Origin of the sequence: Massilia sp. R2A-15 (assembly GCF_030704305.1) — a bacterium.
Classification (GTDB): Bacteria; Pseudomonadota; Gammaproteobacteria; order Burkholderiales; family Burkholderiaceae_D; genus JAFCUW01.
This window is the reverse complement of the sequence record NZ_CP131935.1, coordinates 4736210-4760576: the sequence shown is the minus strand read 5'-3', so window position 1 is coordinate 4760576 and position 24367 is coordinate 4736210. Positions and strand designations below refer to the sequence as shown.

General features: G+C 61.8%; 17 protein-coding genes and 4 tRNA genes. 4 read left to right on the top strand and 17 right to left on the bottom strand.

Features of this window, described 5'->3' with window-relative positions:
• Positions 1-82: 82 nt before the first annotated feature.
• Positions 83-469, top strand: coding sequence for a hypothetical protein (locus Q4S45_RS22015; RefSeq protein WP_305507590.1), 387 nt, complete (start codon positions 83-85; stop codon positions 467-469).
• An 89-nt stretch (positions 470-558) separates the two neighbouring features.
• Here Q4S45_RS22015 and Q4S45_RS22010 read toward each other — a convergent pair whose 3' ends face one another.
• The gene (locus Q4S45_RS22010) at positions 559-1602 is read right to left on the bottom strand and encodes a phospholipase A (protein ID WP_305507588.1); all 1044 of its coding nucleotides are present in this window, start codon (positions 1600-1602) and stop codon (positions 559-561) included.
• Between the two features lie 189 nt (positions 1603-1791).
• On the opposite strand from Q4S45_RS22010, the gene Q4S45_RS22005 reads away from it, so the two are divergent.
• The gene (locus tag Q4S45_RS22005) at positions 1792-2262 is read left to right on the top strand and encodes a penicillin-insensitive murein endopeptidase (RefSeq protein ID WP_305507587.1); all 471 of its coding nucleotides are present in this window, start codon (positions 1792-1794) and stop codon (positions 2260-2262) included.
• Between the two features lie 5 nt (positions 2263-2267).
• Positions 2268-2636 carry a hypothetical protein gene (locus Q4S45_RS22000; RefSeq protein WP_305507585.1) on the top strand — a complete coding sequence of 123 codons (369 nt, stop codon included), beginning with the start codon at positions 2268-2270 and terminating at the stop codon, positions 2634-2636.
• A 158-nt stretch (positions 2637-2794) separates the two neighbouring features.
• Here Q4S45_RS22000 and Q4S45_RS21995 read toward each other — a convergent pair whose 3' ends face one another.
• The 14 genes from Q4S45_RS21995 to Q4S45_RS21930 all read right to left on the bottom strand — a co-directional run bounded on the left by Q4S45_RS21995 (position 2795) and on the right by Q4S45_RS21930 (position 17486).
• Complete coding sequence (locus Q4S45_RS21995; RefSeq protein WP_305507583.1) at positions 2795-3241, bottom strand: hypothetical protein; 447 nt, start codon at positions 3239-3241, stop codon at positions 2795-2797.
• A gap of 191 nt (positions 3242-3432) precedes the next feature.
• Positions 3433-7680, bottom strand: a complete 4248-nt coding sequence (gene rpoC / locus Q4S45_RS21990) for a DNA-directed RNA polymerase subunit beta' (protein WP_305507582.1) — start codon at positions 7678-7680, stop codon at positions 3433-3435.
• 84 nt (positions 7681-7764) lie between these two features.
• Positions 7765-11871, bottom strand: coding sequence for a DNA-directed RNA polymerase subunit beta (rpoB, locus tag Q4S45_RS21985; protein WP_305507580.1), 4107 nt, complete (start codon positions 11869-11871; stop codon positions 7765-7767).
• Between the two features lie 232 nt (positions 11872-12103).
• Positions 12104-12478, bottom strand: coding sequence for a 50S ribosomal protein L7/L12 (gene rplL / locus Q4S45_RS21980; RefSeq protein WP_305507578.1), 375 nt, complete (start codon positions 12476-12478; stop codon positions 12104-12106).
• 52 nt (positions 12479-12530) lie between these two features.
• Entirely contained in the window at positions 12531-13061 is a 531-nt protein-coding gene (gene rplJ, locus Q4S45_RS21975; RefSeq protein WP_305507576.1) for a 50S ribosomal protein L10, read from the bottom strand.
• A gap of 267 nt (positions 13062-13328) precedes the next feature.
• Positions 13329-14024 carry a 50S ribosomal protein L1 gene (gene rplA, locus Q4S45_RS21970; RefSeq protein WP_305507575.1) on the bottom strand — a complete coding sequence of 232 codons (696 nt, stop codon included), beginning with the start codon at positions 14022-14024 and terminating at the stop codon, positions 13329-13331.
• Between the two features lie 2 nt (positions 14025-14026).
• Positions 14027-14458, bottom strand: coding sequence for a 50S ribosomal protein L11 (gene rplK / locus Q4S45_RS21965; RefSeq protein ID WP_193688062.1), 432 nt, complete (start codon positions 14456-14458; stop codon positions 14027-14029).
• A 191-nt stretch (positions 14459-14649) separates the two neighbouring features.
• Positions 14650-15255, bottom strand: coding sequence for a transcription termination/antitermination protein NusG (gene nusG / locus Q4S45_RS21960; protein ID WP_305512174.1), 606 nt, complete (start codon positions 15253-15255; stop codon positions 14650-14652).
• A gap of 8 nt (positions 15256-15263) precedes the next feature.
• Positions 15264-15653: a preprotein translocase subunit SecE gene (gene secE, locus Q4S45_RS21955; RefSeq protein ID WP_305507571.1), complete on the bottom strand. Its 390-nt coding sequence runs from the start codon at positions 15651-15653 to the stop codon at positions 15264-15266.
• 34 nt (positions 15654-15687) lie between these two features.
• Positions 15688-15763: transfer RNA gene (locus Q4S45_RS21950), tRNA-Trp, on the bottom strand.
• Between the two features lie 121 nt (positions 15764-15884).
• Complete coding sequence (tuf, locus tag Q4S45_RS21945) at positions 15885-17075, bottom strand: elongation factor Tu (RefSeq protein WP_305507569.1); 1191 nt, start codon at positions 17073-17075, stop codon at positions 15885-15887.
• A gap of 86 nt (positions 17076-17161) precedes the next feature.
• Positions 17162-17236: transfer RNA gene (locus Q4S45_RS21940), tRNA-Thr, on the bottom strand.
• A gap of 37 nt (positions 17237-17273) precedes the next feature.
• Positions 17274-17347: transfer RNA gene (locus tag Q4S45_RS21935), tRNA-Gly, on the bottom strand.
• Between the two features lie 54 nt (positions 17348-17401).
• Positions 17402-17486 (bottom strand) — tRNA-Tyr (locus Q4S45_RS21930).
• Positions 17487-17724: 238 nt separating this feature from the next.
• On the opposite strand from Q4S45_RS21930, the gene Q4S45_RS21925 reads away from it, so the two are divergent.
• Complete coding sequence (locus Q4S45_RS21925; protein WP_305507567.1) at positions 17725-20976, top strand: EAL domain-containing protein; 3252 nt, start codon at positions 17725-17727, stop codon at positions 20974-20976.
• Positions 20977-21141: 165 nt separating this feature from the next.
• Here Q4S45_RS21925 and Q4S45_RS21920 read toward each other — a convergent pair whose 3' ends face one another.
• Both Q4S45_RS21920 and Q4S45_RS21915 read right to left on the bottom strand, forming a co-directional pair.
• Complete coding sequence (locus tag Q4S45_RS21920) at positions 21142-22683, bottom strand: HDOD domain-containing protein (RefSeq protein ID WP_305507566.1); 1542 nt, start codon at positions 22681-22683, stop codon at positions 21142-21144.
• Positions 22684-22714: 31 nt separating this feature from the next.
• On the bottom strand, positions 22715-24343 hold the full coding sequence (locus Q4S45_RS21915) for a tetratricopeptide repeat protein (protein WP_305507564.1): 1629 nt from the start codon (positions 24341-24343) through the stop codon (positions 22715-22717).
• Positions 24344-24367: the final 24 nt, after the last annotated feature.

The following is a 24367-nucleotide window of genomic DNA, read 5'->3' as shown; positions in this document are numbered from 1 at the left end:
CGAATATTTACGCAAATCGGTCCCCTCGACAATTCTTACCCAACAGCAGATCTTCCTGCCTCGAACATCTATGCGAACACATATGGCAAATAAAATCTGGCTTCTGGTCCCCTTGCTTCTTTCTGCTGTGAGCGCCGTCGCGGATGTACAGGAGGTGCCGGGCGCGAACAGCGCGATATGCAAAGGGAGAATCGAGTACCAACAGCAGTGCACGTGGATTGATGGAACGATTTCCATCTACAACGGAACACCAGCGGTTCGTATTTACCAACGTGGAAGCAAACGCGTTTATGCCGTTGGCCCCTCCGAACAAGAGCTGATGCCGGCGGACCTGAAGTCCAAGCTAACAGTGGATAACGAAATCGATGCGAAGTTCCGCGTTTGCCCTTTGAACAAAAAAAACCAGAGAGGGCTAAAAGTCGTTTGTCTCGACGAGGCCAAGATAGAAAAGATCCGCGAACGCCAGTAACCGCGAAACGAACCAGTCGATTTGGATGTGGCGCGGCTTAGGGCCTGACCCCGTGGGATCAGACCCAGGTATGGCCGTCGTAACGTCGATCAGAAATCCATCAGAATGCCGGCGCCGAGCGATTTCTGCGAGTAGTTGTAGTCGATCAGGCTCTGCCCGTAACCCGCGAACGCCTGCGCGTAGCCCTTAAGATTATTCACCAGCGGGAACGCCACGCCTGCCTGCACCGCGCCATGCCCCGTGTCGAAATTCCTGCGCAACATCGCCGTATATTCGAAGCCCTTGTCGCGGTAAGTGATGCGCACATCGCCATGCCCGAGGTAATCGGTGATGTCCGGATTGTCGTTGTTCGACTTTTCGTTATCGAGCCGCTTCCACACGCGCGCGATCACGCCGAGGTTGCCGCTCTCCAGTCCGGCCTGGCCGTAGACGCGATTCCAGCTGCGCGACAAGGTCATCCCCTGCCCATTCGATTCGTGCACCGCGCCGATCGACACGAAGCGCAGGTTGACGTCGCCCATCTGCTGATTGACCGGCACGACCGCCATGATCTCCGGCCGATAGTTCGTTTCGCGAAACGGGCTCGAGTACCGGCGCGCGTACGCCTGCCAGAAACTCTTTTGCGTGTACGCCGCCCAGATGTCGATCGGCAGATTGCCGATGCCTTCCAAAACTTTCGCCTTGAAGCTGAGCTGATAGGTCAGCTCGACGTGCTTCGATTCGTAGCCATCTGGTCGATAGGCTCGGAACGGCCGGTCGTTGGTGGCGTTGCTCTGGTTCGCGACCAGCAAGTAGTTGTCGAGCAGCGGATGCACCGAGTAGCGTCCACGCTTCGCGTCGGGATTGAGTTCCCAATCCTGCGTCATGCGCGAGACCGGAGTGTCGGGCGCCTTCACTTTCGGCGTCGGCTTGGCGGCGATCTGCGGCTCGGCCAAGGTCGGCGCGGCGGCAACCACCGGCACGCTGGCTTCGGCAGCCTCGACCTGCTTCGACAGCGCATCGAAGCAGCCCAGGCGGGCGCTGGAGTCGCCAAGGATGGAGCAACGGAGCAGGTGCTGTTCGGTTTCGCCGGCATGGGCAGGCGCGGCAGCAATCAACAAGGTGGAAATCAGGGCGGAGGTACGGAGCTTCATTGAATCGTGACTTTTTGCCAATGGAATACGGCCGAGTATATCGACTATTGCCATTGGGCGATTTTCGATTCAGCGATGCTGGCCGGCTCGGAGAGGGTTCGTCTTAATTCCGGTCGAGAATGATTTTCAGCAACACACAACTGAGCAGCTGCCGCGAAAATCTGGTTTCGCAATCCCACGGAGAAATTCATGAGTAACCTGAATGTGAAGGATGCACGCAGCTTTTTCGTTCTGCCTCAAAGTTACGAAGGCGGAGGGTACTATGCCTACGGCGCGCCCGGCGGGGGAATTAGTCAATACGCGCATCCGGCGATGCTCACTACCATCTTTAACATTGCGGCCCAATGGGCTGCGGTCGAGTCGCGAAAGTTCGGTATCGGTGACATTAGCCTCGCCAACGGCGTACGGCATCCCGATCACAAGACGCACCGCAGCGGATTGGAAGTCGACATCAGACCTCTGCGGCGAGATGGCAAGCAACTCCCTTGCACGGTCAGCGATGCGCAGTATGATCGAGTTGCAACCTCAAAACTGATTGGCATGTTTTTCGCCACCGGACGGGTGAAGCAAATCCTTTTCAACGACCCGGCGATTCGAGGTGTACACGCTGCAAAAAATCATGGCAACCACTTTCACGTGGTTCTAATCTCAAAAGGATGAAATTGATGAAATTCGTTCTCATCTATGCGATCGCTGCGTTCTCCTGCTTTGCGATCGCCCGCGCATCGGATCAGACCCCGCACAAGCAAATGGTCGGCTCCTATCGAATCTACGGCGGCGAGCTGGGCGATCCGCTTCCTCCTAGCGCGGCCGACAAGAAAATAACGTTCTCGATTCAAGGCTCGGCTGCGCGGGAAATGTTCGACGCCATCGGCCCGGATGTGAAGGACGTCTGCACAGATCAAACCGGCATTCGCAGCCGTCAGCGGGATCATGAAAACCTCAGTTGCCAGCGCTCCGCAAAAGGGGAGTACTCCTGCAATTTCGGCTTCGACCTGCGCAGCGGAAAAAGCATCGGCGGAATTGTTTGTTGATCGCGCAGTGTGATCAAAGCGCACTCGACGTTTTCCTTCAGGCAGCGCAGACCGTCGCCCTTGCCCATCAGCGGCGCTTGTATCAGCCCGATGGCGGTGTCATGGAACGACACCGCCGGCGATGCCGCGTCCGGCTAGCGCCGGTCCAGGGTCTGCTTTCAGGGGACGGGTATTGCCTTGCGCGCCTTCGTGTCGACCAAGAATGTCTTGCCTTCTTCGTTGGTAATACGCAAGCGTCCGTCCGGGTCAAAGGCCATCGAGGTGAAGAACGCCGATTGCACATCAGCCTCGAGCTTGAGATCGACCGGGTTACCGTAGACGGCCAGTGACCATAGTCGTTTGCCGCTGGCCACGTCATTGGCCACCAGAACCCCTCCCACCTGATCGAGCCCCGCATCATTCCCGTTCTCGGCTTGCGCATAACGCACCCCGTCCCGCTCTACCGGCGGAACCTCTGGCGGGGGAAGGCGGTCGTCTGAACTTTCGAAGATCACGGTGCGTTCCTTTGTTTTGGTTGGGGACGGGGCGGTCGGCGCGCCCTGCTGCCGACAACCCGAAACAATTGCTACTTGAAGCAGCACGGCAATGATCGAACGTCGGTTCACGTTAATCCTTCACTCTGGCCTGGTCGCCGCCTGCCGTCTCACCCGCGCTGTGATGACGATAGCAATGTTCCGTCGCCCTCACCTCATCTTGAATTTTCAAATCGTATTGCGGAAACAAACGCTCAACTTTGCGGACGCCCAATAAAAAAACGGCACCCGAGGGTGCCGTTTTCGTTTGAGTGACTAGCTAATTACGCGTCGTCGCCCAGATGGGATGCGGCTGCTGCCGCGGTGCTGTCTTCCATCGCTTGCAGCTCGGAAGCCATGTTGGCCTTCTCCTGCTGCAGCAAGGCTGCACGCTCTTCCACTTCCCACTGCTCTTTTTCCTTCTTGGCGCGATGGAAGGCCAGGCCGGTACCGCCAGGAATCAGGCGGCCGACGATGACGTTTTCCTTCAGGCCGCGCAGACCGTCGCGCTTGCCCATGATCGCCGCTTCGGTCAGAACGCGGGTGGTTTCCTGGAACGACGCCGCCGAAATGAACGAGTCGGTCGACAGCGATGCCTTGGTAATACCCAGCAGGACGTTTTCGTACGTCGCAGGGATCTTGCCCAGGGCGATCACGCGGTCGTTTTCGTCCAGCAGTTCCGAACGCTCGACCTGCTCGCCAACGATGTAGTTCGCATCGCCAGCTTCGACGATCTGAACACGGCGCAGCATCTGGCGCACGATCACTTCGATGTGCTTGTCGTTGATCTTCACGCCCTGCAGACGGTACACGTCCTGCACTTCGTCGACGATGTAACGCGCCAGCGCTTCGATACCCAGCAGGCGCAGGATGTCTTGCGGATCGGCCGGGCCGTCCACGATCATCTCGCCCTTGTTCACTACCTGGCCGTCGTGAACCAGCACTTGCTTGTCCTTGGTGATCAGGAACTCGTGCTTGTTGCCGTCCATGTCCGTGATTTCCAGACGCTGCTTGCCCTTGGTTTCCTTACCGAACGCAACCGTACCCGTGACTTCCGCCAGCATGCCGGCATCCTTCGGCGAACGCGCTTCGAACAGCTCGGCAACCCGTGGCAGACCACCGGTAATGTCGCGCGTCTTCTGCGATTCGGTCGGGATACGCGCCAGCACTTCGCCGACGGACACTTGCTGGCCGTCCTTGACCATGATCAGCGCGCCAACCTGGAAGCCGATCGCCACACTGTGTTCGGTGCCGGCGATCTTGACTTCTTCGTTGTTCTCGTTCAGCAGCTTGACCTGTGGACGCAGGGTCTTGGTCAGCGAACCGCGACGCTTGGCGTCGATCGCCACCAGGGTCGACAGGCCGGTGACTTCGTCGACCTGGCGAGCAACGGTGACGCCCTCTTCCACGTTCTCGAAGCGGACCGTACCGGCGTACTCGGTAATGATCGGACGGGTCAGCGGATCCCAGGTCGCCAGTGCGGTGCCGGCCTTGATGACCATGCCGTCCTTGACGATCAGGGTGGCGCCGTACGGCACCTTGTGACGCTCGCGCTCGCGGCCATGGTCGTCCGTGATCAGCACTTCGCCGGAACGCGAAATGACGATCTGGGCGCCCTTGCCGTTGGTGACGTAACGCATGGTCGCGGTGAAACGGATGGTACCGTTCGACTTCGCTTCCACCGACGACGCCACTGCAGCACGCGATGCCGCACCACCGATGTGGAAGGTACGCATGGTCAGCTGGGTACCTGGCTCACCGATCGACTGCGCTGCGACCACACCGACTGCTTCGCCGGCGTTGACCAGCAGGCCGCGGCCCAGGTCGCGGCCGTAGCACTTGGCGCACAGGCCGAAGCGCGTGTCGCAAGTGAGCGGGGTGCGAACCTTGACTTCGTCGATCGACAGGCGCTCGATTTCTTCAACCATGTCCTCGTCCAGCAGCGTGCCGGCTTCGTACAGGGTTTCCTGGGTCTCAGGATTGACGACATCGTGCACGTTGACACGGCCGAGAATACGGTCGCGCAGCGCTTCGATGACTTCACCGCCTTCAACCAGCGCCTTCATGACGGTGCCGTTGGTGGTGTTGCAATCGTCCTCGATCACGACCAGGTCCTGGGTCACGTCGACCAGGCGGCGCGTCAGGTAACCGGAGTTCGCGGTCTTCAGCGCGGTGTCGGCCAGACCTTTACGAGCGCCGTGGGTCGAGATGAAGTACTGAAGAACGTTCAGGCCTTCGCGGAAGTTCGCGGTAATCGGCGTTTCGATAATCGAACCGTCCGGCTTGGCCATCAGGCCTCGCATACCGGCCAGCTGGCGAATCTGGGCTGCCGAACCGCGCGCGCCCGAGTCGGCCATCATGTAAATCGCGTTGAACGATTCCTGGGTCGACTTGGTGCCGTCGCGCTTGACGACGTCTTCCACTTTCAGCTGGTCCATCATGGCCTTGCCGACTTCGTCCGAGGTCTTGCCCCAGATGTCGACGACCTTGTTGTAACGCTCGCCCGAGGTCACCAGACCCGAAGCGTACTGCTGCTCGATCTGCTTGACTTCCGATTCCGCAGCCGCGATCAGGGTGACCTTTTGCGGCGGCACCAGCATGTCGTCCACCGCGATCGAGATACCGGCGCGGGTCGCCAGGCGGAAGCCCGACTGCATCAGCTTGTCGGCGAACACGACGGTCGCGCGCAGGCCGCACTTGCGGAACGAGGTGTTGATCAGCTTCGAGATCTCTTTCTTCTTCAGGGCGCGGTTCAGCACGCTGAACGGCAGGCCCTTCGGCAGGATCTCGGACAGGATCGCGCGGCCAACGGTGGTTTCGTAGCGCGTGACGGTGCGCACGAATTCGCCGGTTGCCGGGTCTTTCGGGTTCTCGACGATACGCACGGTGATGCGGGTCGTCAGTTCGACTTCCTTGTTGTCGTAGGCGCGGATCACTTCCGACACGTCGGTAAACAGCATACCTTCGTTCTTGGCGTTGATCGCTTCGCGGGTCGCGTAGTACAGACCGAGCACGATATCCTGGGAAGGAACGATCGACGGCTCGCCGTTCGACGGGAACAGGATGTTGTTCGACGCCAGCATCAGCGTGCGCGCTTCCATCTGCGCTTCGATCGACAGCGGGACGTGGACAGCCATCTGGTCACCGTCGAAGTCGGCGTTGAACGCCGCGCAGACGAGTGGGTGCAGCTGAATCGCCTTGCCTTCAATCAGGACTGGCTCGAACGCCTGGATACCGAGGCGGTGCAGCGTAGGTGCACGGTTGAGCATGATCGGGTGTTCGCGGATCACGTCTTCCAGGATGTCCCAGACCACCGGTTCCTGGATCTCGACCAGCTTCTTGGCGGCCTTGATCGTCGTTGCCAGGCCCATCAGTTCGAGCTTGTTGAAGATGAACGGCTTGAACAGTTCCAGGGCCATCAGCTTCGGCAGGCCGCACTGGTGCAGTTTCAGCTGCGGACCGACCACGATGACCGAACGGCCCGAGTAGTCGACGCGCTTACCCAGCAAGTTCTGACGGAAACGACCGCCCTTGCCCTTGATCATCTCGGCCAGCGACTTGAGCGGACGCTTGTTGGCGCCGGTCATCGCTTTGCCGCGACGGCCGTTGTCCAGCAGCGAGTCGACCGCTTCCTGCAGCATGCGCTTTTCGTTACGCGTAATGATTTCCGGCGCGCGCAGTTCCATCAGGCGCTTCAGGCGGTTATTACGGTTGATGACGCGGCGATACAGGTCGTTCAGGTCGGAGGTCGCAAAGCGGCCGCCGTCCAGCGGGACCAGCGGACGCAGTTCCGGCGGCAGCACCGGCAGCACTTCCATGATCATCCAGTCCGGCTTGATGCCCGAACGCTGGAATGCCTCGAGCACTTTCAGGCGCTTGGCGTATTTCTTGATCTTCGCTTCGGACTTCGACTCTTTCAGCTCCACGCGCAGCGCTTCGGCATCGCGGTGGATGTCGATCGAACGCAGCAGCTCACGGATGCCTTCGGCGCCCATGAATGCGGTGAAGTCGTCGCCGTACTCTTCGTACTTGGCGGCGTAGTCGTCTTCCGACATGATCTGGCACTTCTTCAGCGGGGTCATGCCCGGATCGGTCACGACGTACGCTTCGAAGTACAGCACGCGCTCGATGTCGCGCAGCGTCATGTCCAGGACCATGCCCAGGCGCGACGGCAGCGACTTCAGGAACCAGATGTGCGCGGTCGGCGAGGCCAGCTCGATGTGGCCCATGCGTTCGCGGCGCACCTTGGCCAGCGTGACTTCGACGCCGCACTTCTCGCAGATGACGCCGCGGTGCTTCAGGCGCTTGTACTTGCCGCACAGGCACTCGTAGTCCTTGATAGGACCAAAGATCTTGGCGCAGAACAGGCCGTCGCGTTCCGGCTTGAAGGTACGGTAGTTGATGGTTTCCGGCTTCTTGACTTCGCCGTAGGACCACGAACGGATTTTTTCAGGCGACGCCAGGCCAATCTTGATGGCGTCGAAGGTTTCATTCGTTTGAACTTGCTTGAATAGATCGAGCAGTGCTTTCATGTATCACTCCAGAGGTGATTAAATTTCTGATGCTTCCAACCAAACCTGGGTCTGACCCCGCGGGGTCAGACCCTTTACTGCGATTTAGTTGCGTTCCAGGTCGATATCGATACCCAGCGAACGAATTTCCTTCACCAGCACGTTGAACGATTCCGGCATACCGGCTTCGATCACATGGTCGCCCTTGACCAGGTTCTCGTAGACCTTGGTACGGCCGTTCACATCGTCCGACTTGACCGTCAGCATTTCCTGCAGCACGTACGAGGCGCCGTACGCTTCCAGTGCCCACACCTCCATCTCACCGAAGCGCTGGCCGCCGAACTGGGCTTTACCGCCCAGTGGCTGCTGCGTCACCAGCGAGTAAGGACCGGTGGAACGCGCGTGCATCTTGTCGTCGACCAGGTGGTGCAGCTTCAGCATGTGCATGTAGCCGACCGTGACCTTGCGCTCGAACGATTCGCCCGTGCGGCCGTCGTACATGGTGACCTGGTTCTTCGATGGCGTCATGCCCAGCTTGGTGGCGATCGGCTCAGGGTAGGCCAGGTCCAGCATGCGATGGATCTCGGACTCGTGCGCGCCGTCGAACACTGGCGTTGCGAACGGCACGCCGTTCTTCAGGTTGCTCGCCAGCGACATGATTTCGTCGTCGCTGAAGCTGTCCAGGTCTTCCTGCTTGCCGGTCTCGTTGTAGATCGTGTTGAGGAACTTGCGCATTTCCTCGACCTTCGCTTGCGACTTCAGCATTTCGCCGATGCGCAGGCCCAGGCCCTTCGCTGCCCAGCCGAGGTGGGTTTCGAGGATCTGACCGACGTTCATTCGCGATGGAACGCCCAGCGGGTTCAGCACCACGTCGGCCGGCGTACCGTCGGCCATGAACGGCATGTCTTCGACAGGAACGATACGGGAAACCACACCCTTGTTACCGTGACGGCCCGCCATCTTGTCGCCCGACTGCAGGCGGCGCTTGACGGCCAGGTAGACCTTGACCATCTTCTGCACGCCTGGCTGCAGCTCGTCGCCTTGCGTGAGCTTCTTGCGCTTCTCTTCGAAGGCCAGGTCGAACTGGTGGCGCTTCTCGGCGATCGATTCCTTGATCGCTTCCAGAGCAGCGGCAGCGTCGTCGTCGGCAGGGCGGATGTCGAACCAGTGGTACTTGTCGAGGTCGTCCAGGTATTCCTTGGTCAGCTTGGCGCCTTTGGCCAGCTTCTTCGGACCGCCGTTGACGACTTTACCGATCAGCATCTTCTCGAGACGCTGGAAGGCGTCGCCTTCGACGATACGCATCTGGTCGTTCAGGTCGAGGCGGAAGCGCTTCAGCTCATCGTCGATGATCTGCTGGGCGCGCTTGTCGCGGACGATGCCTTCGCGGGTGAACACTTGCACGTCGATAACGGTGCCGATCATGCCCGAAGGCACGCGCAGCGAGGTGTCTTTGACGTCCGATGCCTTCTCGCCGAAGATCGCGCGCAGCAGCTTCTCTTCCGGGGTCAGCTGGGTTTCGCCTTTTGGCGTCACTTTACCGACCAGGGTGTCGCCGGCCTGCACTTCAGCGCCGATGTACACGATGCCCGACTCGTCCAGGCGAGCCAATTGGTTCTCGGCCAGGTTCGAGATGTCGCGGGTGATTTCTTCCGCGCCCAGCTTGGTGTCGCGTGCGACGACCGACAGCTCTTCGATGTGAATCGAGGTGTAGCGGTCATCCTTGACGACGTTTTCCGAGATCAGGATCGAGTCCTCGAAGTTCAGGCCGTTCCACGGCATGAAGGCGACGAGCATGTTCTGGCCCAGTGCCAGCTCGCCCAGGTCGGTCGATGCGCCGTCGGCGATCACGTCGGCCTTGGCCACGCGGTCGCCAACCTGCACGATCGGACGCTGGTTGATGTTGGTGTTCTGGTTCGAACGGGTGTACTTGATCAGGTTGTAGATGTCCACGCCGACTTCGCCCGCCTGTGCTTCGTCGTCGTTGACGCGAATCACCACACGGCCTGCATCGATGTAGTCCACCACGCCGCCGCGCAGGGCCTGCACTGTGGTGCCCGAGTCGACCGCCACGGTGCGCTCGATACCGGTGCCGACCACGGCCTTTTCAGGACGCAGGCAAGGCACGGCCTGGCGCTGCATGTTGGCGCCCATCAGCGCGCGGTTTGCATCGTCGTGCTCGAGGAACGGAATCAGCGAAGCTGCAACCGACACGATCTGGCCTGGGGCCACGTCCATGTACTGGATGCGCTCTGGCGAGACCAGGATGGTTTCGCCGGCTTCACGGGCCGAGACCAGTTCGTCGGTCAGCTTGTTGGCCTTGTCGATGGTCGCGTTCGCCTGAGCGATGATGTAGCGGCCTTCTTCGATCGCCGACAGGTAGTCGATCTTGTCGGTGACGACGCTGTTTTCGACCTTGCGGTAAGGCGTCTCGAGGAAGCCGTACTCGTTCAGGCGGGCAAACAGTGCCAGCGAGTTGATCAGGCCGATGTTCGGGCCTTCAGGCGTTTCGATCGGGCACACGCGGCCGTAGTGGGTCGGGTGCACGTCGCGCACTTCGAAGCCGGCGCGCTCGCGGGTCAGACCGCCAGGGCCAAGGGCCGAAACGCGGCGCTTGTGGGTGATTTCCGACAGCGGATTGGTCTGGTCCATGAACTGCGACAGCTGCGAGGAGCCGAAGAATTCGCGGATCGCGGCCGAGATCGGCTTGCTGTTGATCAGGTCGTGCGGCATCAGGTTGTCCGCTTCGGCCTGGCCGAGGCGTTCCTTGACGGCGCGCTCGACGCGCACCAGGCCGGCGCGGAACTGGTTTTCCGCCAGTTCGCCGACGCAACGCACGCGGCGGTTGCCCAGGTGATCGATATCGTCGACTTCACCGCGGCCATTGCGCAGCTCGACCAGGATCTTGATCACGGCCAGCACGTCGTCGTTCGACAGCGTCATCGCGCCGGTCAGTTCGTCGCGGCCGATGCGGCGGTTGAACTTCATGCGGCCGACGGCCGACAGGTCGTAACGCTCAGGGCTGTAGAACAGGCCGTTGAACAGGGCCTCGACCGAATCTTCGGTCGGCGGCTCGCCAGGACGCATCATGCGGTAGATCGCCACTTTCGCGGCCATCTGGTCGGCGGTGTCGTCGATGCGCAGGGTCTGCGAAATGTAGGCGCCCTGGTCCAGGTCGTTGGTGTACAGGGTCTGGATTTCCGTGACGTTGGCGTCGCGCAGCTTGCCCAGCAGCTCTTCGGTCAGCTCGTCGTTGGCGTTGGCCACCACTTCGCCGGTCTCGGCGTCGACGATGTTCTTGGCCAGCACGCGGCCCAGCAGGTAGTCTTCAGGCACGGAGATGTGCTTGATGCCAGCCGCTTCGATGTCGCGCACGTGCTTGCTGTTGATGCGCTTGTCCTTCAGCACCAGGGTCTTGCCGTCGCGGTCGACGATGTCGAAACGCGCGACTTCGCCGCGCAGGCGCTCGGCGACGAATTCCATCTCGGCGCCTTCGGAGCGCAGGTTGAAATTGTCAAATACGAAGAAGTTCGCCAGGATCTGCTCATGCGACATGCCGATCGCCTTGAGCAGGATCGTCACAGGCATCTTGCGGCGGCGGTCGACGCGGAAGAACAGGATGTCTTTCGGGTCGAACTCGAAGTCCAGCCACGAGCCGCGGTAAGGAATGATGCGCGCCGAGAACAGCAGCTTGCCCGACGAGTGGGTCTTGCCGCGGTCGTGCTCGAAGAACACGCCAGGCGAACGGTGCAGCTGCGACACGATGACGCGCTCGGTACCGTTGATGACGAACGAGCCGGTGGTCGTCATGAGCGGCAATTCGCCCATGTAGACTTCCTGCTCCTTCATTTCCTTGACCACAGGCTTGGTCGGCGATTCCTTGTCCAGAATCACCAGGCGCACCTTGGCGCGCAGCGGCGACGCGAACGTCAGGCCACGCTGTTGGCATTCCTTGACGTCGAACGCCGGGTCGCCCAGGACATACGACAGGAACTCGAGGCGCGCAAAACCATTATGCGACACGATCGGGAAAATCGAGGTGAAAGCCGACTGCAGGCCGTCGTTCTTGCGAATGGACGGCGCGGCGTCCGCTTGCAGGAAATTCTCGTAGGATTCAAGCTGGGTAGCCAGAAGGAAGGGAACGTTGTGAACGTTGGCGCGCTTCGCGAATGATTTGCGAATGCGTTTCTTCTCAGTAAATGAGTAGTGCATGGACACTCCGTGAGTGACTAAAGGATGAGAATTCAGGAATTTCCAGGGCGACACTGGAAAGGCCTCAAGTCTCGAACTTCGGTCAGGTGAAAAGAAGGCGAAACAAGTACAAGGGTACTACCTTACTACATATACGACAGGGACGACAAAAGAGCCAAAGCCGCATTCCCCTCCTTTCGGAAGGGAACCGCAAGCTTTGACTCCGGCGCGGAACAGCCGCCCAATACTGCTATTACTTGATTTCGGCTTTCGCGCCAGCTTCTTCCAGCTTCTTCTTGCCTGCTTCTGCGTCTGCTTTCGAAATCGCTTCTTTCACGGTCTTCGGTGCGCCATCGACCAGATCTTTGGCTTCTTTCAGGCCCAGACCGGTGATTTCGCGAACTGCCTTGATGACGCCAACCTTGTTCGCGCCGAAGTCGGCCAGAACCAGGTTGAATTCGGTCTGCTCTTCAGCAGCCGCGCCAGCAGCGGCGCCGCCAGCTGCTGGAGCTGCCATTGCTGCGGCCGAAACGCCGAACTTCTCTTCGAATGCCTTGACCAGTTCGTTCAGGTCCATTACGGACATTTCGCTAACTGCTGCCAGGATGTCGTCTTTGCTGATTGCCATTTGAAACTCCTAAATTTTTTGAATAGATTGGTATTGACTGAAAAACGACTGCTTAAGCAGCAGCGGTTTCTTCGGCTGCAGGAGCAGCTTCCGAACCTTCGCTCTTCTTGGCTGCCAGTGCAGCCAGACCACGTGCAAAGCCCGAAACCGGAGCCAGCATGACGCCCAACAACTGCGAGATGAGGACTTCACGGCTTGGAATGCTTGCCAACGCTGCAACGGCCGCTTTATCCAGCGACTTGCCTGCGTAGTTACCTGCCTTGATGACCAGCTTGTCGTTGGTTTTAGCGAAGTCGTTGATGACTCGCGCTGCTGCAACTGCATCGTCCGAGATCGAGTAGATCAACGGACCGGTCATGGCGTCAGCCAGGCTTGCAAACGGCGTGCCTTCGACGGAGCGACGAGCGAGCGTATTTTTCAACACACGCAGGTACACGCCTTGGGTACGCGCTTTGGCACGAAGTTGCGTCAAGTGACCAACCTGGATGCCACGATATTCGGCCACGACGATCGTTTGCGCAGATGCTACTTTTGCGGAAACTTCGGCGACGACGGCCTTTTTGTCATTCAGATTGAGACCCACGGTCAACCTCCTTAAATGATGCTCGGCAAATGCCTCGCATCGGTTCGAACACGGCGTCCGAAGTTAAGAAGTACAACTGAGCGGATGAATTCACGCAGCATGGACTACAAAACTTGCTCGGGTACACCATCTGCGTTGGGTAACTTCTTTTAACCTCCGCCCGACTGCTGCTTCGGCCCAACGGTCTTTGATTGTCTGGCCGGGAAAATGCCCGACCAGCCCAAAGATGCGCCCCGCGTTGTTCCGCGAGGACTTGATTCTTGAAACTTAAGCTGCCAGGGAAGCCTGGTCGATACGGACGCCGGCGCCCATGGTCGACGAGATGGCGACCTTGCGCAGGTACACGCCCTTCGACGATGCTGGCTTGGCCTTGTTCAGTGCTTCGATCAGGGCGACCAGGTTGGTCTTCAGGTCGGCGTCGCTGAACGACTTGCGGCCGATGGTGGCGTGGATGATACCTGCCTTGTCGGTACGGTACTGAACCTGGCCGGCTTTCGCGTTTTTCACCGCGGTAGCGACATCGGCGGTCACGGTGCCGACTTTCGGGTTAGGCATCAGGCCGCGTGGACCCAGGATCTGGCCCAGGGTACCGACGATACGCATGGTGTCTGGCGAAGCGATGACGATGTCGAAAGGCATGTCGCCGGCTTTGACTTTCTCGGCCAGGTCTTCCATACCAACGATGTCGGCGCCGGCGGCTTTGGCCTGCTCGGCCTTTTCACCGGTAGCGAACACAGCGACGCGAACGGTCTTGCCGGTGCCGGCTGGCAGCACGACGGAGCCGCGAACGACCTGGTCCGACTTCTTCGGATCCACGCCCAGCTGAACCGACACGTCGATCGATTCGTTGAACTTGGCGGTGGCGAATTCCTTGATCAGGGCCACTGCATTGTCGAAACCGTAGGCCTTGTTGCGGTCTACCTTGGCCTTGATTGCTTTAACGCGCTTGGACAGTTTTGCCATGATTAAACACCTTCCACCGTGATGCCCATCGAACGCGCGGAGCCGGCGATGATGCGAACGGCAGCATCCATGTCGGCAGCGGTCAGATCTGGCTGTTTTGTTTTTGCGATTTCTTCAGCTTGAGCGCGCGACAGGGTACCAACCTTGTCGGTGTGCGGCTTCGGCGAACCTTTGGTGATGCCGGCGGCCTTCTTGATCAGGTAGGTCGCAGGAGGCGTCTTCATCACGAAGGTGAAGGACTTGTCGGCGAACGCGGTGATCACGACAGGGATTGGCATACCTGGCTCGACACCCTGGGTCTGGGCGTTGAACGCCTTGCAGAATTCCATGATGTTCAGGCCGCGCTGACCCAGCGCTGGGCCGATCGGTGGGGATGGGTTTGCTTTACCAGCTGGCACTTGCAGCTTGATAAAACCAATGATTTTCTTTGCCATGATGGCTCCTATCTTGGATGAGTAGTAGCGCCCCGCCGGTACAACATTGGCAGGGCTCCTCTTATTAAATTCCGCCAAAACTGCGGCGACGTTTCAATTACACGTTGACTACCGGGTTGTCGCCCCAGCGAAGGCTGGGGTCCATACAGAGCTTGCTCAGCATGGGTTCCTGCCTGCGCAGGAACGACGACTTATACTTTTTCGACCTGGCCGAACTCGAGTTCGACTGGCGTTGCGCGGCCGAAGATGGTGACCGAGACGCGCACTTTGGATTTCTCGTAGTTGACTTCTTCGACGTTGCCGTTGAAGTCGGTGAACGGACCATCCTTGATGCGCACCTGCTCGCCCACTTCGTACAGCACTTTCGGGCGCGGCTTCTCGACACCCTCTTGCATCTGCTGCATGATCTTGTCGATCTCGCGCGCCGGAATCGGCGTCGGCTTGTTCGACTTGCCGCCGATGAAACCGGTGACCTTGCTGGTGTTCTTGACCAGGTGCCAGGTCTCGTCGGTCATTTCCATTTCGACCAGCACGTAGCCAGGGAAGAAACGACGTTCGCTGACCGACTTCTGGCCGTTCTTGACTTCGACGACTTCTTCGACCGGCACCAGGATGCGGCCGAACTGTTCCTGCATGCCGGCGCGCTCGACGCGCTCGGTCAGCGCGCGCATGACGCTCTTTTCCATGCCGGAATAAGCGTGCACGACATACCAGCGCTTGTTACTTACCGGAACACTCAGCGGTGCGCCAGCATCTGGTGCAGGGGCGTCTTCACCTGGCACAGCATCATCTTGCATATCGCTCATTATTGTTTCCAACCAAGTATTACGTCGTACAACAGGAATTCCAGCAGCTTGTCCGTGCCCCACAGGAAGATCGCCATGATCAGCACAAAGGCGAACACGACGCCGGTGATCTGCATCGCTTCCTTGCGGGTAGGCCACACGACCTTCTTGGTTTCGCGAACGGACTCTTTGGCGAAGTTCAGGAAATCGCGGCCGGTAGCGGAGGTCCACAAAAGCAGGACGGCAAAAGCCAAACCAGCCACGAGTGCGCCTGCGCACATCAAAGCTGGTTTATTATGGCCTTTCAGGTAAAAGAACCCGACGACCCCCGCAATCATGGCAACTACTGCCAGTGCCACCTTAAACTTGTCGTTCGACGTGCTGACGGTTTGCACGGATTGATTAGACATACTTTTTAACTTTCGGTGCCTAGCACCAGATCGGTGGCAGGGACGGAGGGCATCGAACCCCCAACCTTCGGTTTTGGAGACCGACGCTCTGCCAATTGAGCTACGTCCCTACGGTACAACTACAGTGGAATCGACTATTGTAACACCAGGCACGCGCCCGGGCAAGCAGCCGACTTCCTGACCAGAACAGCGGAACCGGGTTCCGCCATTCTGGGTCGATCAGCTTAAGTATTAAGCGATGATCTTGGCAACCACGCCGGCGCCGACGGTACGGCCGCCTTCGCGGATTGCGAAACGCAGGCCTTCTTCCATCGCGATCGGGTTGATCAGCTTGACGGTGATCGACACGTTATCGCCTGGCATGACCATCTCTTTGTCCGCTGGCAGCTCGATCGAACCGGTCACGTCCGTGGTACGGAAGTAGAACTGTGGACGATAGTTGTTGAAGAACGGGGTGTGACGGCCACCTTCGTCTTTCGACAGGACATAGATCTCGCCGGTGAAGTGGTTGTGCGGCTTGATCGAACCTGGCTTGGCCAGAACCTGGCCGCGCTCGACGTCTTCACGCTTGGTGCCGCGCAGCAGCAGACCGACGTTGTCGCCAGCCTGGCCCTGGTCCAGCAGCTTGCGGAACATTTCCACGCCGGTGCAGGTGGTCTTGACGGTATCTTTGATGCCGACGATTTCGATTTCTTCGCCGACCTTGATGATGCCGCGCTCAACACGACCGGTCACCACGGTACCGCGGCCCGAGATCGAGAACACGTCTTCGACTGGCATCAGGAAGGCGCCGTCAACTGCGCGCTCTGGGGTCGGGATGTAGGTGTCGAGGGCTTCAGCCAGTTGCATGATCGCCTGCTCGCCCATCGGGCCGGTGTCGCCGTCCAGCGCCATACGTGCCGAACCCTTGATGATCGGCAGGTCGTCGCCTGGGAACTCGTACTTCGACAGGAGCTCGCGCACTTCCATTTCGACCAGTTCCAGCAGTTCTGCGTCGTCGACCAGGTCGCACTTGTTCAGGAACACGATGATGTATGGAACGCCAACCTGGCGTGCCAGCAGGATGTGCTCGCGGGTCTGTGGCATTGGGCCGTCAGCTGCGGAGCAAACCAGGATCGCGCCGTCCATCTGCGCTGCACCGGTAATCATGTTCTTGATGTAGTCGGCGTGGCCTGGGCAGTCAACGTGAGCGTAGTGACGGCCGGCGGTTTCGTACTCGACGTGCGCGGTGTTGATGGTAATGCCGCGTGCTTTTTCTTCTGGAGCAGCATCGATCTGGTCGTATGCTTTTGCTTCGCCGCCGAATTTCTTCGACAGAACGGTCGCGATTGCAGCCGTCAGGGTCGTCTTGCCGTGATCAACGTGACCGATGGTACCGACGTTGACGTGCGGCTTGGTCCGTTCGAATTTACCTTTTGCCATTTTAGACTCCTAACGATTTTGAGAAATTCCCAGGCGCTCGCCTGACTGTCTGTTGAATTTACTGCGACTTGCGTGCTACTGAATTCTGGTGCCCTTGACGTGGATTGAACACGTGGCCTCTCCCTTACCAAGGGAGTGCTCTACCACTGAGCTACAAGGGCTAATGTATTGCGATGTACTACATGCATTGCAAGAAACTGGAGCGGGTGAAGGGAATCGAACCCTCGTCGTAAGCTTGGAAGGCTTCTGCTCTACCATTGAGCTACACCCGCGAGGTACAACATCATCTCTTCTTCACAAACCGCTACAACTTCCTTGCAACATCTTGGTGGAGGGGGCTGGATTCGAACCAGCGTACTCATAGAGAACAGATTTACAGTCTGTCGCCTTTAACCACTCGGCCACCCCTCCGCGAGGAACCGCAGAGTATGAAGCAAGCACCAGACACTGTCAACAACTTTCCCGGCTGATTTTCCGCCGATTCGACAATGAACTTGCTTCGGGGCGTGATTGTAACGGCCCTGTGCCGATAGTGCAAGGGTTCGCGAAGCGTTCGCGATTTGGTCTAGAATTCATCGCAGGAGCGACCATTGTTCGCGCGCGGGAACATGTGGCTGCCTGGCCACATCGGCACATGAGGGTTTCAACATTGCACACCCCGAAGTCTCATCGGCGCCGGCGCCTCGCTGCCAATCTGTGGCTGGTGGCGGCGTGCCTGGCGGCCGGCGCGATCGGCCAGTTCCTGGCGGTGCGCCCGGGCGAGGCGCCGCCGCTGTCGCTGGCGGCCGGCATCGGCGTCGCCGCGCTCTACAGCGGCGGCTGGCGCCTGCTGCCCGGACTGGCGTTCGCCACCCTGCTTCCCGTCGTGCTGCCGGCCCTGCCCGGCGCGCCCGCCGCTGGTGTGCCCGGCCTGCTGCTGGCGGGGGCCGCGCTGGTGCAGGCGATGGTCGGCGCCGCGCTGCTGCGGCGCTGGGTCGATCCGGCCATCGCGTCCGGGCGCGCGGTGCTCAGCTTCCTGCTGCTCACGCCCCTGATCTGCACCATCCGCGCCAGCCTGTCGCTGGGCGTGCTGTCCTGGCTGGGCACGGCGCCGCACGACATGTCGATCAGCTGGCTCAACTGGTGGATCGGCGACGCCATCGGCATCCTGCTGGCGGCGCCGCTGTGCTGGGTGGCGATCGGCCGGCCGCGCGTGCTGTGGCGCCCGCGCCGGCTGCTGGTGGCGCTGCCGCTGATCGTCGCGGCCGGCGTGTTCGTGGCGATCTACCAGCAGGCGCGCGCATGGGAGAGCGAGCAGCAGATGCAGACGTTCCGCCTGAAGGCGCAGGAAGTGGGCCAGATGATGCAGGCGGCGCTGTCCGAACACGAACGCTTCCTGTCCGGGGTGGCGCGCGCGATCGACGATCCGGGCACGGCGCGGCAGCGCAGCGGCCCGGGCAACGCCATCTCGGCGGATAATTTTTTGGACGTCGCCGGCCCCTACCTGCGCGAGCGCCCCGAGTTGCTGGCGATGGCCTGGCTGCCGCGCGTGACCGACGCCGAGCGCGCGGCGTTCGAGGCCTGGGGCAGCGCGTACTACGGGCGCAGCTACGAAGTGCTCGACATCACCAGCGGCGGCGCGGCCAGGCCGGCAGCGCGGCGCCCGTCCTACTTCCCGATCCTGCTGATCGAGCCGGCCAGCGGCGAGCTGCTGCTGGGGCGCGATTTCATGACCGAAACGGGGCGCGGCCATGCGCTGACCGAGGCGCTGCGCACCGGGCGGCCGGCGGCCAGCGCGCCGGTGCGCCTGCGCCAGACCGGCACGCTGGGCATCCACCTGATGCAGCGGGTGATGGGCCCCGACCCGGCCGGGCCGCCGGCCGGCGCGCTCGACCTGGCGCTGCGCATCGACACTTACCTCGGACGGGCCCTTGCCCAGAGCGACTTCCCGCACTTCGTGGTCGGCTTCGCCGACGTCACGGCGGGCGGCGCGCCGGTCAAGGTGATCGACGCGCCGGCGCCGGCGCAGCGCGAAGCGGCGTACCGCAAGCAGCTCGAATTCGGCGGGCGCCGCTTCGAGCTGCAGCTGGCGCCCGACGCCGCCTACCTGCGCGCGCACACCAGCTGGCAAAGCTGGAGCGTGCTGTCGGGCGGGCTGCTGCTGACCGCGCTGATGGGCGCGCTGATGCTGGTGATCTCGGGCGAGCGCACCCAGATCCAGGCCCAGGTCGACGACGCCACCGCGCGCCTGCGCGAACGCGAGGCGCGCCTGCAGGCGATCCTCGACAACGCCGCCGACGCGATCATCACGGTGGACCATCGCGGCGCCGTGCTGTCGGCCAATCCGGCGGCCGGGGCGCTGTTCGGCTACGGCGCCGACGGCCTGTGCGGCGTGCGCATCGAACATCTGCTCGAGCTGCCCGAGGGCGACGGCGGCGCCGCGCTGCCGCGCCTTGCGCAATCGGGCGCCGCGGCGTGCGAACTGGCCGGCACCACCAGCGCCGGCGCCACCTTCCCGCTGTCGATCTCGGCCAGCCAGGTCAAGCTGCGCGAGGAAAGCATCTTTGTCTGCATCATCCACGACCTGACCGAGCAGCGCCGCGCCCAGAAGCACATCTACGAGCTGGCCCACCACGATCCGCTGACCGGGCTGGAAAACCGCTTCTCGCTGAACCTGCACCTCGACCAGCTGCTGGCGCAGGCGCGCCGCGCCGGCCAGCATGTGGCGCTGCTGTTCCTCGACCTCGACCACTTCAAGAAGATCAACGACTCGCACGGCCACCAGGTCGGCGACCTGCTGCTGGTCGAAGTGGCGCAGCGGCTCAAGGAACTGCTGCGCGACGTCGACATCATCGCGCGCCTGGGCGGCGACGAATTCATCGTCGTGATGGCCGGCGACCTGACGCCGGAACTGGTGAGCGCGGTGGCGGTGCGCATCGTGCAGTCGCTGGCGGCGCCCTACCGCTTCGAGAACCAGACCATGTACAGCGGCTCCTCGGTGGGCATCGCGATGTTCCCCAACGACGCGCCGAACGCCGGCATCCTGATGCGCCACGCCGACACCGCGATGTATGCGGCCAAGAGCGAGGGCCGCGGCAATTTCCAGTTCTACTCGCCGGCGATGAACGCCGCCACCCACGAGCGCCTGATGATGGAAAACCGCATCTGGGCCGCGCTCGGGCAGAAGCAGTTCGAATTGCACCTGCAGCCGCAGATCGCGCTCGACTCCGGCCGCGTGGTCGGCGCCGAGGCGCTGCTGCGCTGGCCGCATCCGGAGCTGGGCATGATCGAGCCGAACCGGGTGATCCCGATCGCCGAGGAATCGAACCTGATCCTGGCGCTGGGCGACTGGGTGCTGGTGCGGGCGATCGAGCTGATGGCCGAGTGGAAGCGCGACGGCATGGGCCGCATGCGCATGGCGGTGAACCTGTCGGCGCGCCAGTGCCACGGGCGCGACCTGCTGCCGCGCCTGGACCTGCTGCTGGCCGAGGCCGGGGTCGATCCGGCGATGCTGGAACTGGAGATCACCGAGTCGGCGGCGATGCACGACCCGGAGCACACGCGCTACCTGCTGCGCTCATTGCGCGAGCGCGGCATCAACGTGGCGATCGACGACTTCGGCACGGGCTATTCGTCGCTGTCGTACCTGAAGCTGTTCGCGATCGACCGCATCAAGATCGACCGCGGTTTTGTCACCGACATCGAGAACGATCCGAACGACGCGGCGATCGTCACGGCCACCATCAGCATGGCCCATGCGATGGGGCTGACGGTGCTGGCCGAAGGCGTGGAGACGGCGGCGCAGCGCAACTTCCTGCGCATGCACCAGTGCGACGAAGCGCAGGGCTATCTGTTTGCGCGGCCGATGGTGGCGAGCGAGTTCAGGGAGTTCGTGGCGGCGGAAGCGGCGCTGGCGCAGTAGCCAGGACGGGGTCTGGTCCTGCGGACCTGACCCCATTTTGAACTCGCCGCAAACTGTCGAAACAGGATTTTTCGGTACCCGAAAAAAGCTCCTGTGCGCTCGATGCCGTCGAAACTCTCGACATGGGGTCAGGTCCGCAGGACCAGACCCCGGACTGCGGCATTCTCAAGGCGTCAGCGCCAGCAAGACCTGGGCTTTCAGCGCCTTGATCAGCTGGGTCTCGTCGGGCGGCACCCCTTCCGGCGCCGGCTCGGTGCGGTCGGCGTAGAACAGGCCGAGCTGCACCTTGCCCACCACCAGCGGCAGCACGATGAAGCTGCGCGCGTCCGGCAGCAGCGCGCGGTGCCAGGCCGGCAGCAGGGCGCGGATCTTGGCGCTGCCCGCATCGGCGATCATCAGGTCGGCGTCGTTTTCCATCGACAGGTGAAACAGGTCGCGCGACGACGCCATCGGAAAGCTGAACCCGAGCTGGCGCCGCTGATGGTCTTCACCGAACGCGAGGCGCGCGCGGAACTGGCCGCTGCGCGGGTCCTTCAGGCACACGGTCGCAAACCGGAATCCCATGCTGCGGTACAGCGTCTCGAGCACCGCCTGCACCACGTCGTTGAGCTGGGCGTTGCCGGAGGCGCGCATCTGGGTGACGTCCTGCACGCCGGAGAGCAGCAGCTCGCGCGCGTTGTACGGCTTGCCGCTGGGGTAGAACATCTCGTCGGCGCTCTCGCCTGCGTCCATCGTCGCCAGCAGCAGCACGTTGGGCAGGCCCTCCGCCGCCGGCTCCTCGACGCGCGGGCGCGGCTGCATGCTCATGCTCTGCAACAGGCCCGTCATGTTGTCCTGCACGGTGGTAAACAGGTCTTCCATCTGGTCGGCGTCGATGCCGAGCGCGGCGCCGTAGCGCTTGAGCAGCTGGCGCGCATCGGGCGTGGCGGCCGGGTTGGCGGTGCGCGCCAGCAGCTGCGATACCTCCATGCTGAACGCGGCCACCTGGCGCATCCACTCGGCGCGGCTGGCCGCCGGCTTCTGGATCCCGGGCGGCGGCGCGGCCAGCGAGCGCACGATCGAATCAGGAATCTTCCATTCGGCCATGACCGCTTCGGACAGGGTGTCGTAGCTGCAGCCGAGGATCATCTGCGAGGCCTGGCCGATCGTGTGCTTGCCGGTGGCGGTCAGCGCGGCGATTTCGCGGTAGCGCGCATGTTCGTGGGTGGCCACCAGCAGCGGGCCGAGATTTTTGAACAGCGCGGCGATCGAGGCTTCCTCGGCGCCCTGGTAGGCGCTGCTGCGCGCGACCTCGCGGCCGACCAGGCTGGCGCACAGGGCGTTTTCCAGTTCCACCCGCACGCTTTGCGCGTGGGCGCTGTTCGACAGCGCATCGACCAGCAGCATCGCCAGCGCGGTGGTCTTGACGTTGTCGAAGCCGAGCAGCGAGATCGCGCGCGAAATGGTGGTGACCGAGGTGCCCGACGAGGTGCGGTAGGTGGCCGTGTTGGACAGGCGCAGTATGCGCTGGGTCAGCGCGACGTCCGACAGCACGTAGTACGCCAGGTCGTGCGTGCCCTGGTCGTCCGACGACGCCATCTGCACCACGCGCGCCACCGAGGTGCCGAGCGCGAACATGTCCTCGTCGCCGCATACCTTGTTCATCAGCGCGGCGCGCACGCGGCGCGTCTCGTTGCTGTAGCCTTGCGGGGTTTGATCGACTGCCATAACTCGTTCCGTGTTGGTTCAGATGGCCGCGTCAGGCCTTCCTGGCGCCGGCCTTGTCGTATTTTTTCAAGATCTGCTGGTGCAGCCCGGCCAGCGCCGGCAGCTTCGGGTTGACCGGGTCGAGCCGGCGCACGTTGTCGATCAGGGTCAGGGCGTACTGGCCCAGGCGCGCGTCCCAGCCCAGGTTTTCGAGGCACTTGAGCACCGCGACGGCGGCGTTGAAGGCCACCTGCGGATTGTCCGGCAGCTTGGCGACCGCCTCGGTCATCAGGGCCACCGCGCCCTTGTAGTCGCCTTCCTTGGCCTTGTTGGCGCCGGCGGCCACCAGGTCGACCACCTGCTGGCGGCTTTGCTGCGCGACGCTGGCGGCCAGGTCGCCGCGCCCGGCTTTCTGGAACACCTCCATCGCCTTGGCCATCGCCGCGTTGTTCGAGGCATTGCGCATCACGTCGCCCATCACCTCGGCGGCGCCTTCCTCCATGTTGTTCTGCAGGCAGTTGCGCGCCAGTTCCATCTTGACATCGGCCGACAGTCCCGCCGCGTCCCTGGCGCCGGCCAGCGCGGCGGTCAGCGATTCGGCCAGGCGCACTTCGTTGCCGGTGTATTCGTGCACCATCGCCGAGGAGATCGCGCTGCATACGACGGTGTTTTTCTGGCCACCCATGGTCTTGTCGAGGTCGCGGATCACCGCCGCCGCCTGCACCGGGTCGCCCTTGCGCACCAGCGTCTGCACCAGCTTCACATGGTCTTCCGGATCGCGGAACTCGGAGTACTTGGCCTTGCTGATCACCTGCTTGAGCACCTTCTCGGCGGTGTCGGTGTCGCCCGATTCGAGCGCCACTTCGCCCAGCTTGCGCAGGCGCCGCACCGCATGCGGCGACACCGCCACCGCCTCGGCCAGCACCGCCTGCGACTTGTCGAGCGCGCCGGCCGCGGCGTGGGTGCGGGCGAGCCAGTCGTAGGCATCGACGAACTTCTTGTTGGTGTCGACCAGCTCCTCGAGCATCTCGCGCGCTTCGTCGTAGCGCTCGCGCATGAACAGCGTCTTGGCCAGTCCCAGCCTGGCCCAGGCGATCGCCTTCGCTTCGAACAGCTGCTTGTAGATCGGCTCCGCTTCGGCCGGCTCGCCCAGGAACATGTGCAGCTCGGCGCGCAGGCGCATGAAGTCGATCGCGTAACGCGGATGCGCCTTCATGCCCTCGATGCAGGCGGCGATCGCGTCGCGCTGGTTGCCCGCCTCCATGAACTGGTACACCGGCATGAACACGTTGCGCTTTTCCAGCGCGCGGCCGATGCGCTCAAGCAGGCGGTCGGCGGTGAACGGCTTGAGGATGTAGTCGGTCGGCGCCAGTTCGGCCGCGCTGACCACCTTGCCGTAGTTGCCCTCGGCGGTGACCATGAAGAACATGGTCGACAGCGTGATCAGCTTATGGTGGCGCAGGTCTTCGAGCAGCTGCTGGCCGTCCTGGCCGCCCTCGAGGTCGTACTCGCACAGGATCAGGTCGAAACTCTTCAGGCCCAGGTGCTTGATCGCGTTGTTCGCACTGCCGGCGTGGTCGATCCTGGTCAGGCCGCACAGGCCCAGCATGTTGTGGATGCTCGCGCGCATGCCAGCATGCGGTTCGATGATCAGCGCCGAGAGTCCGTTTAGTTCATTCATCTGTTGTCTTCCTGTCATACCCTG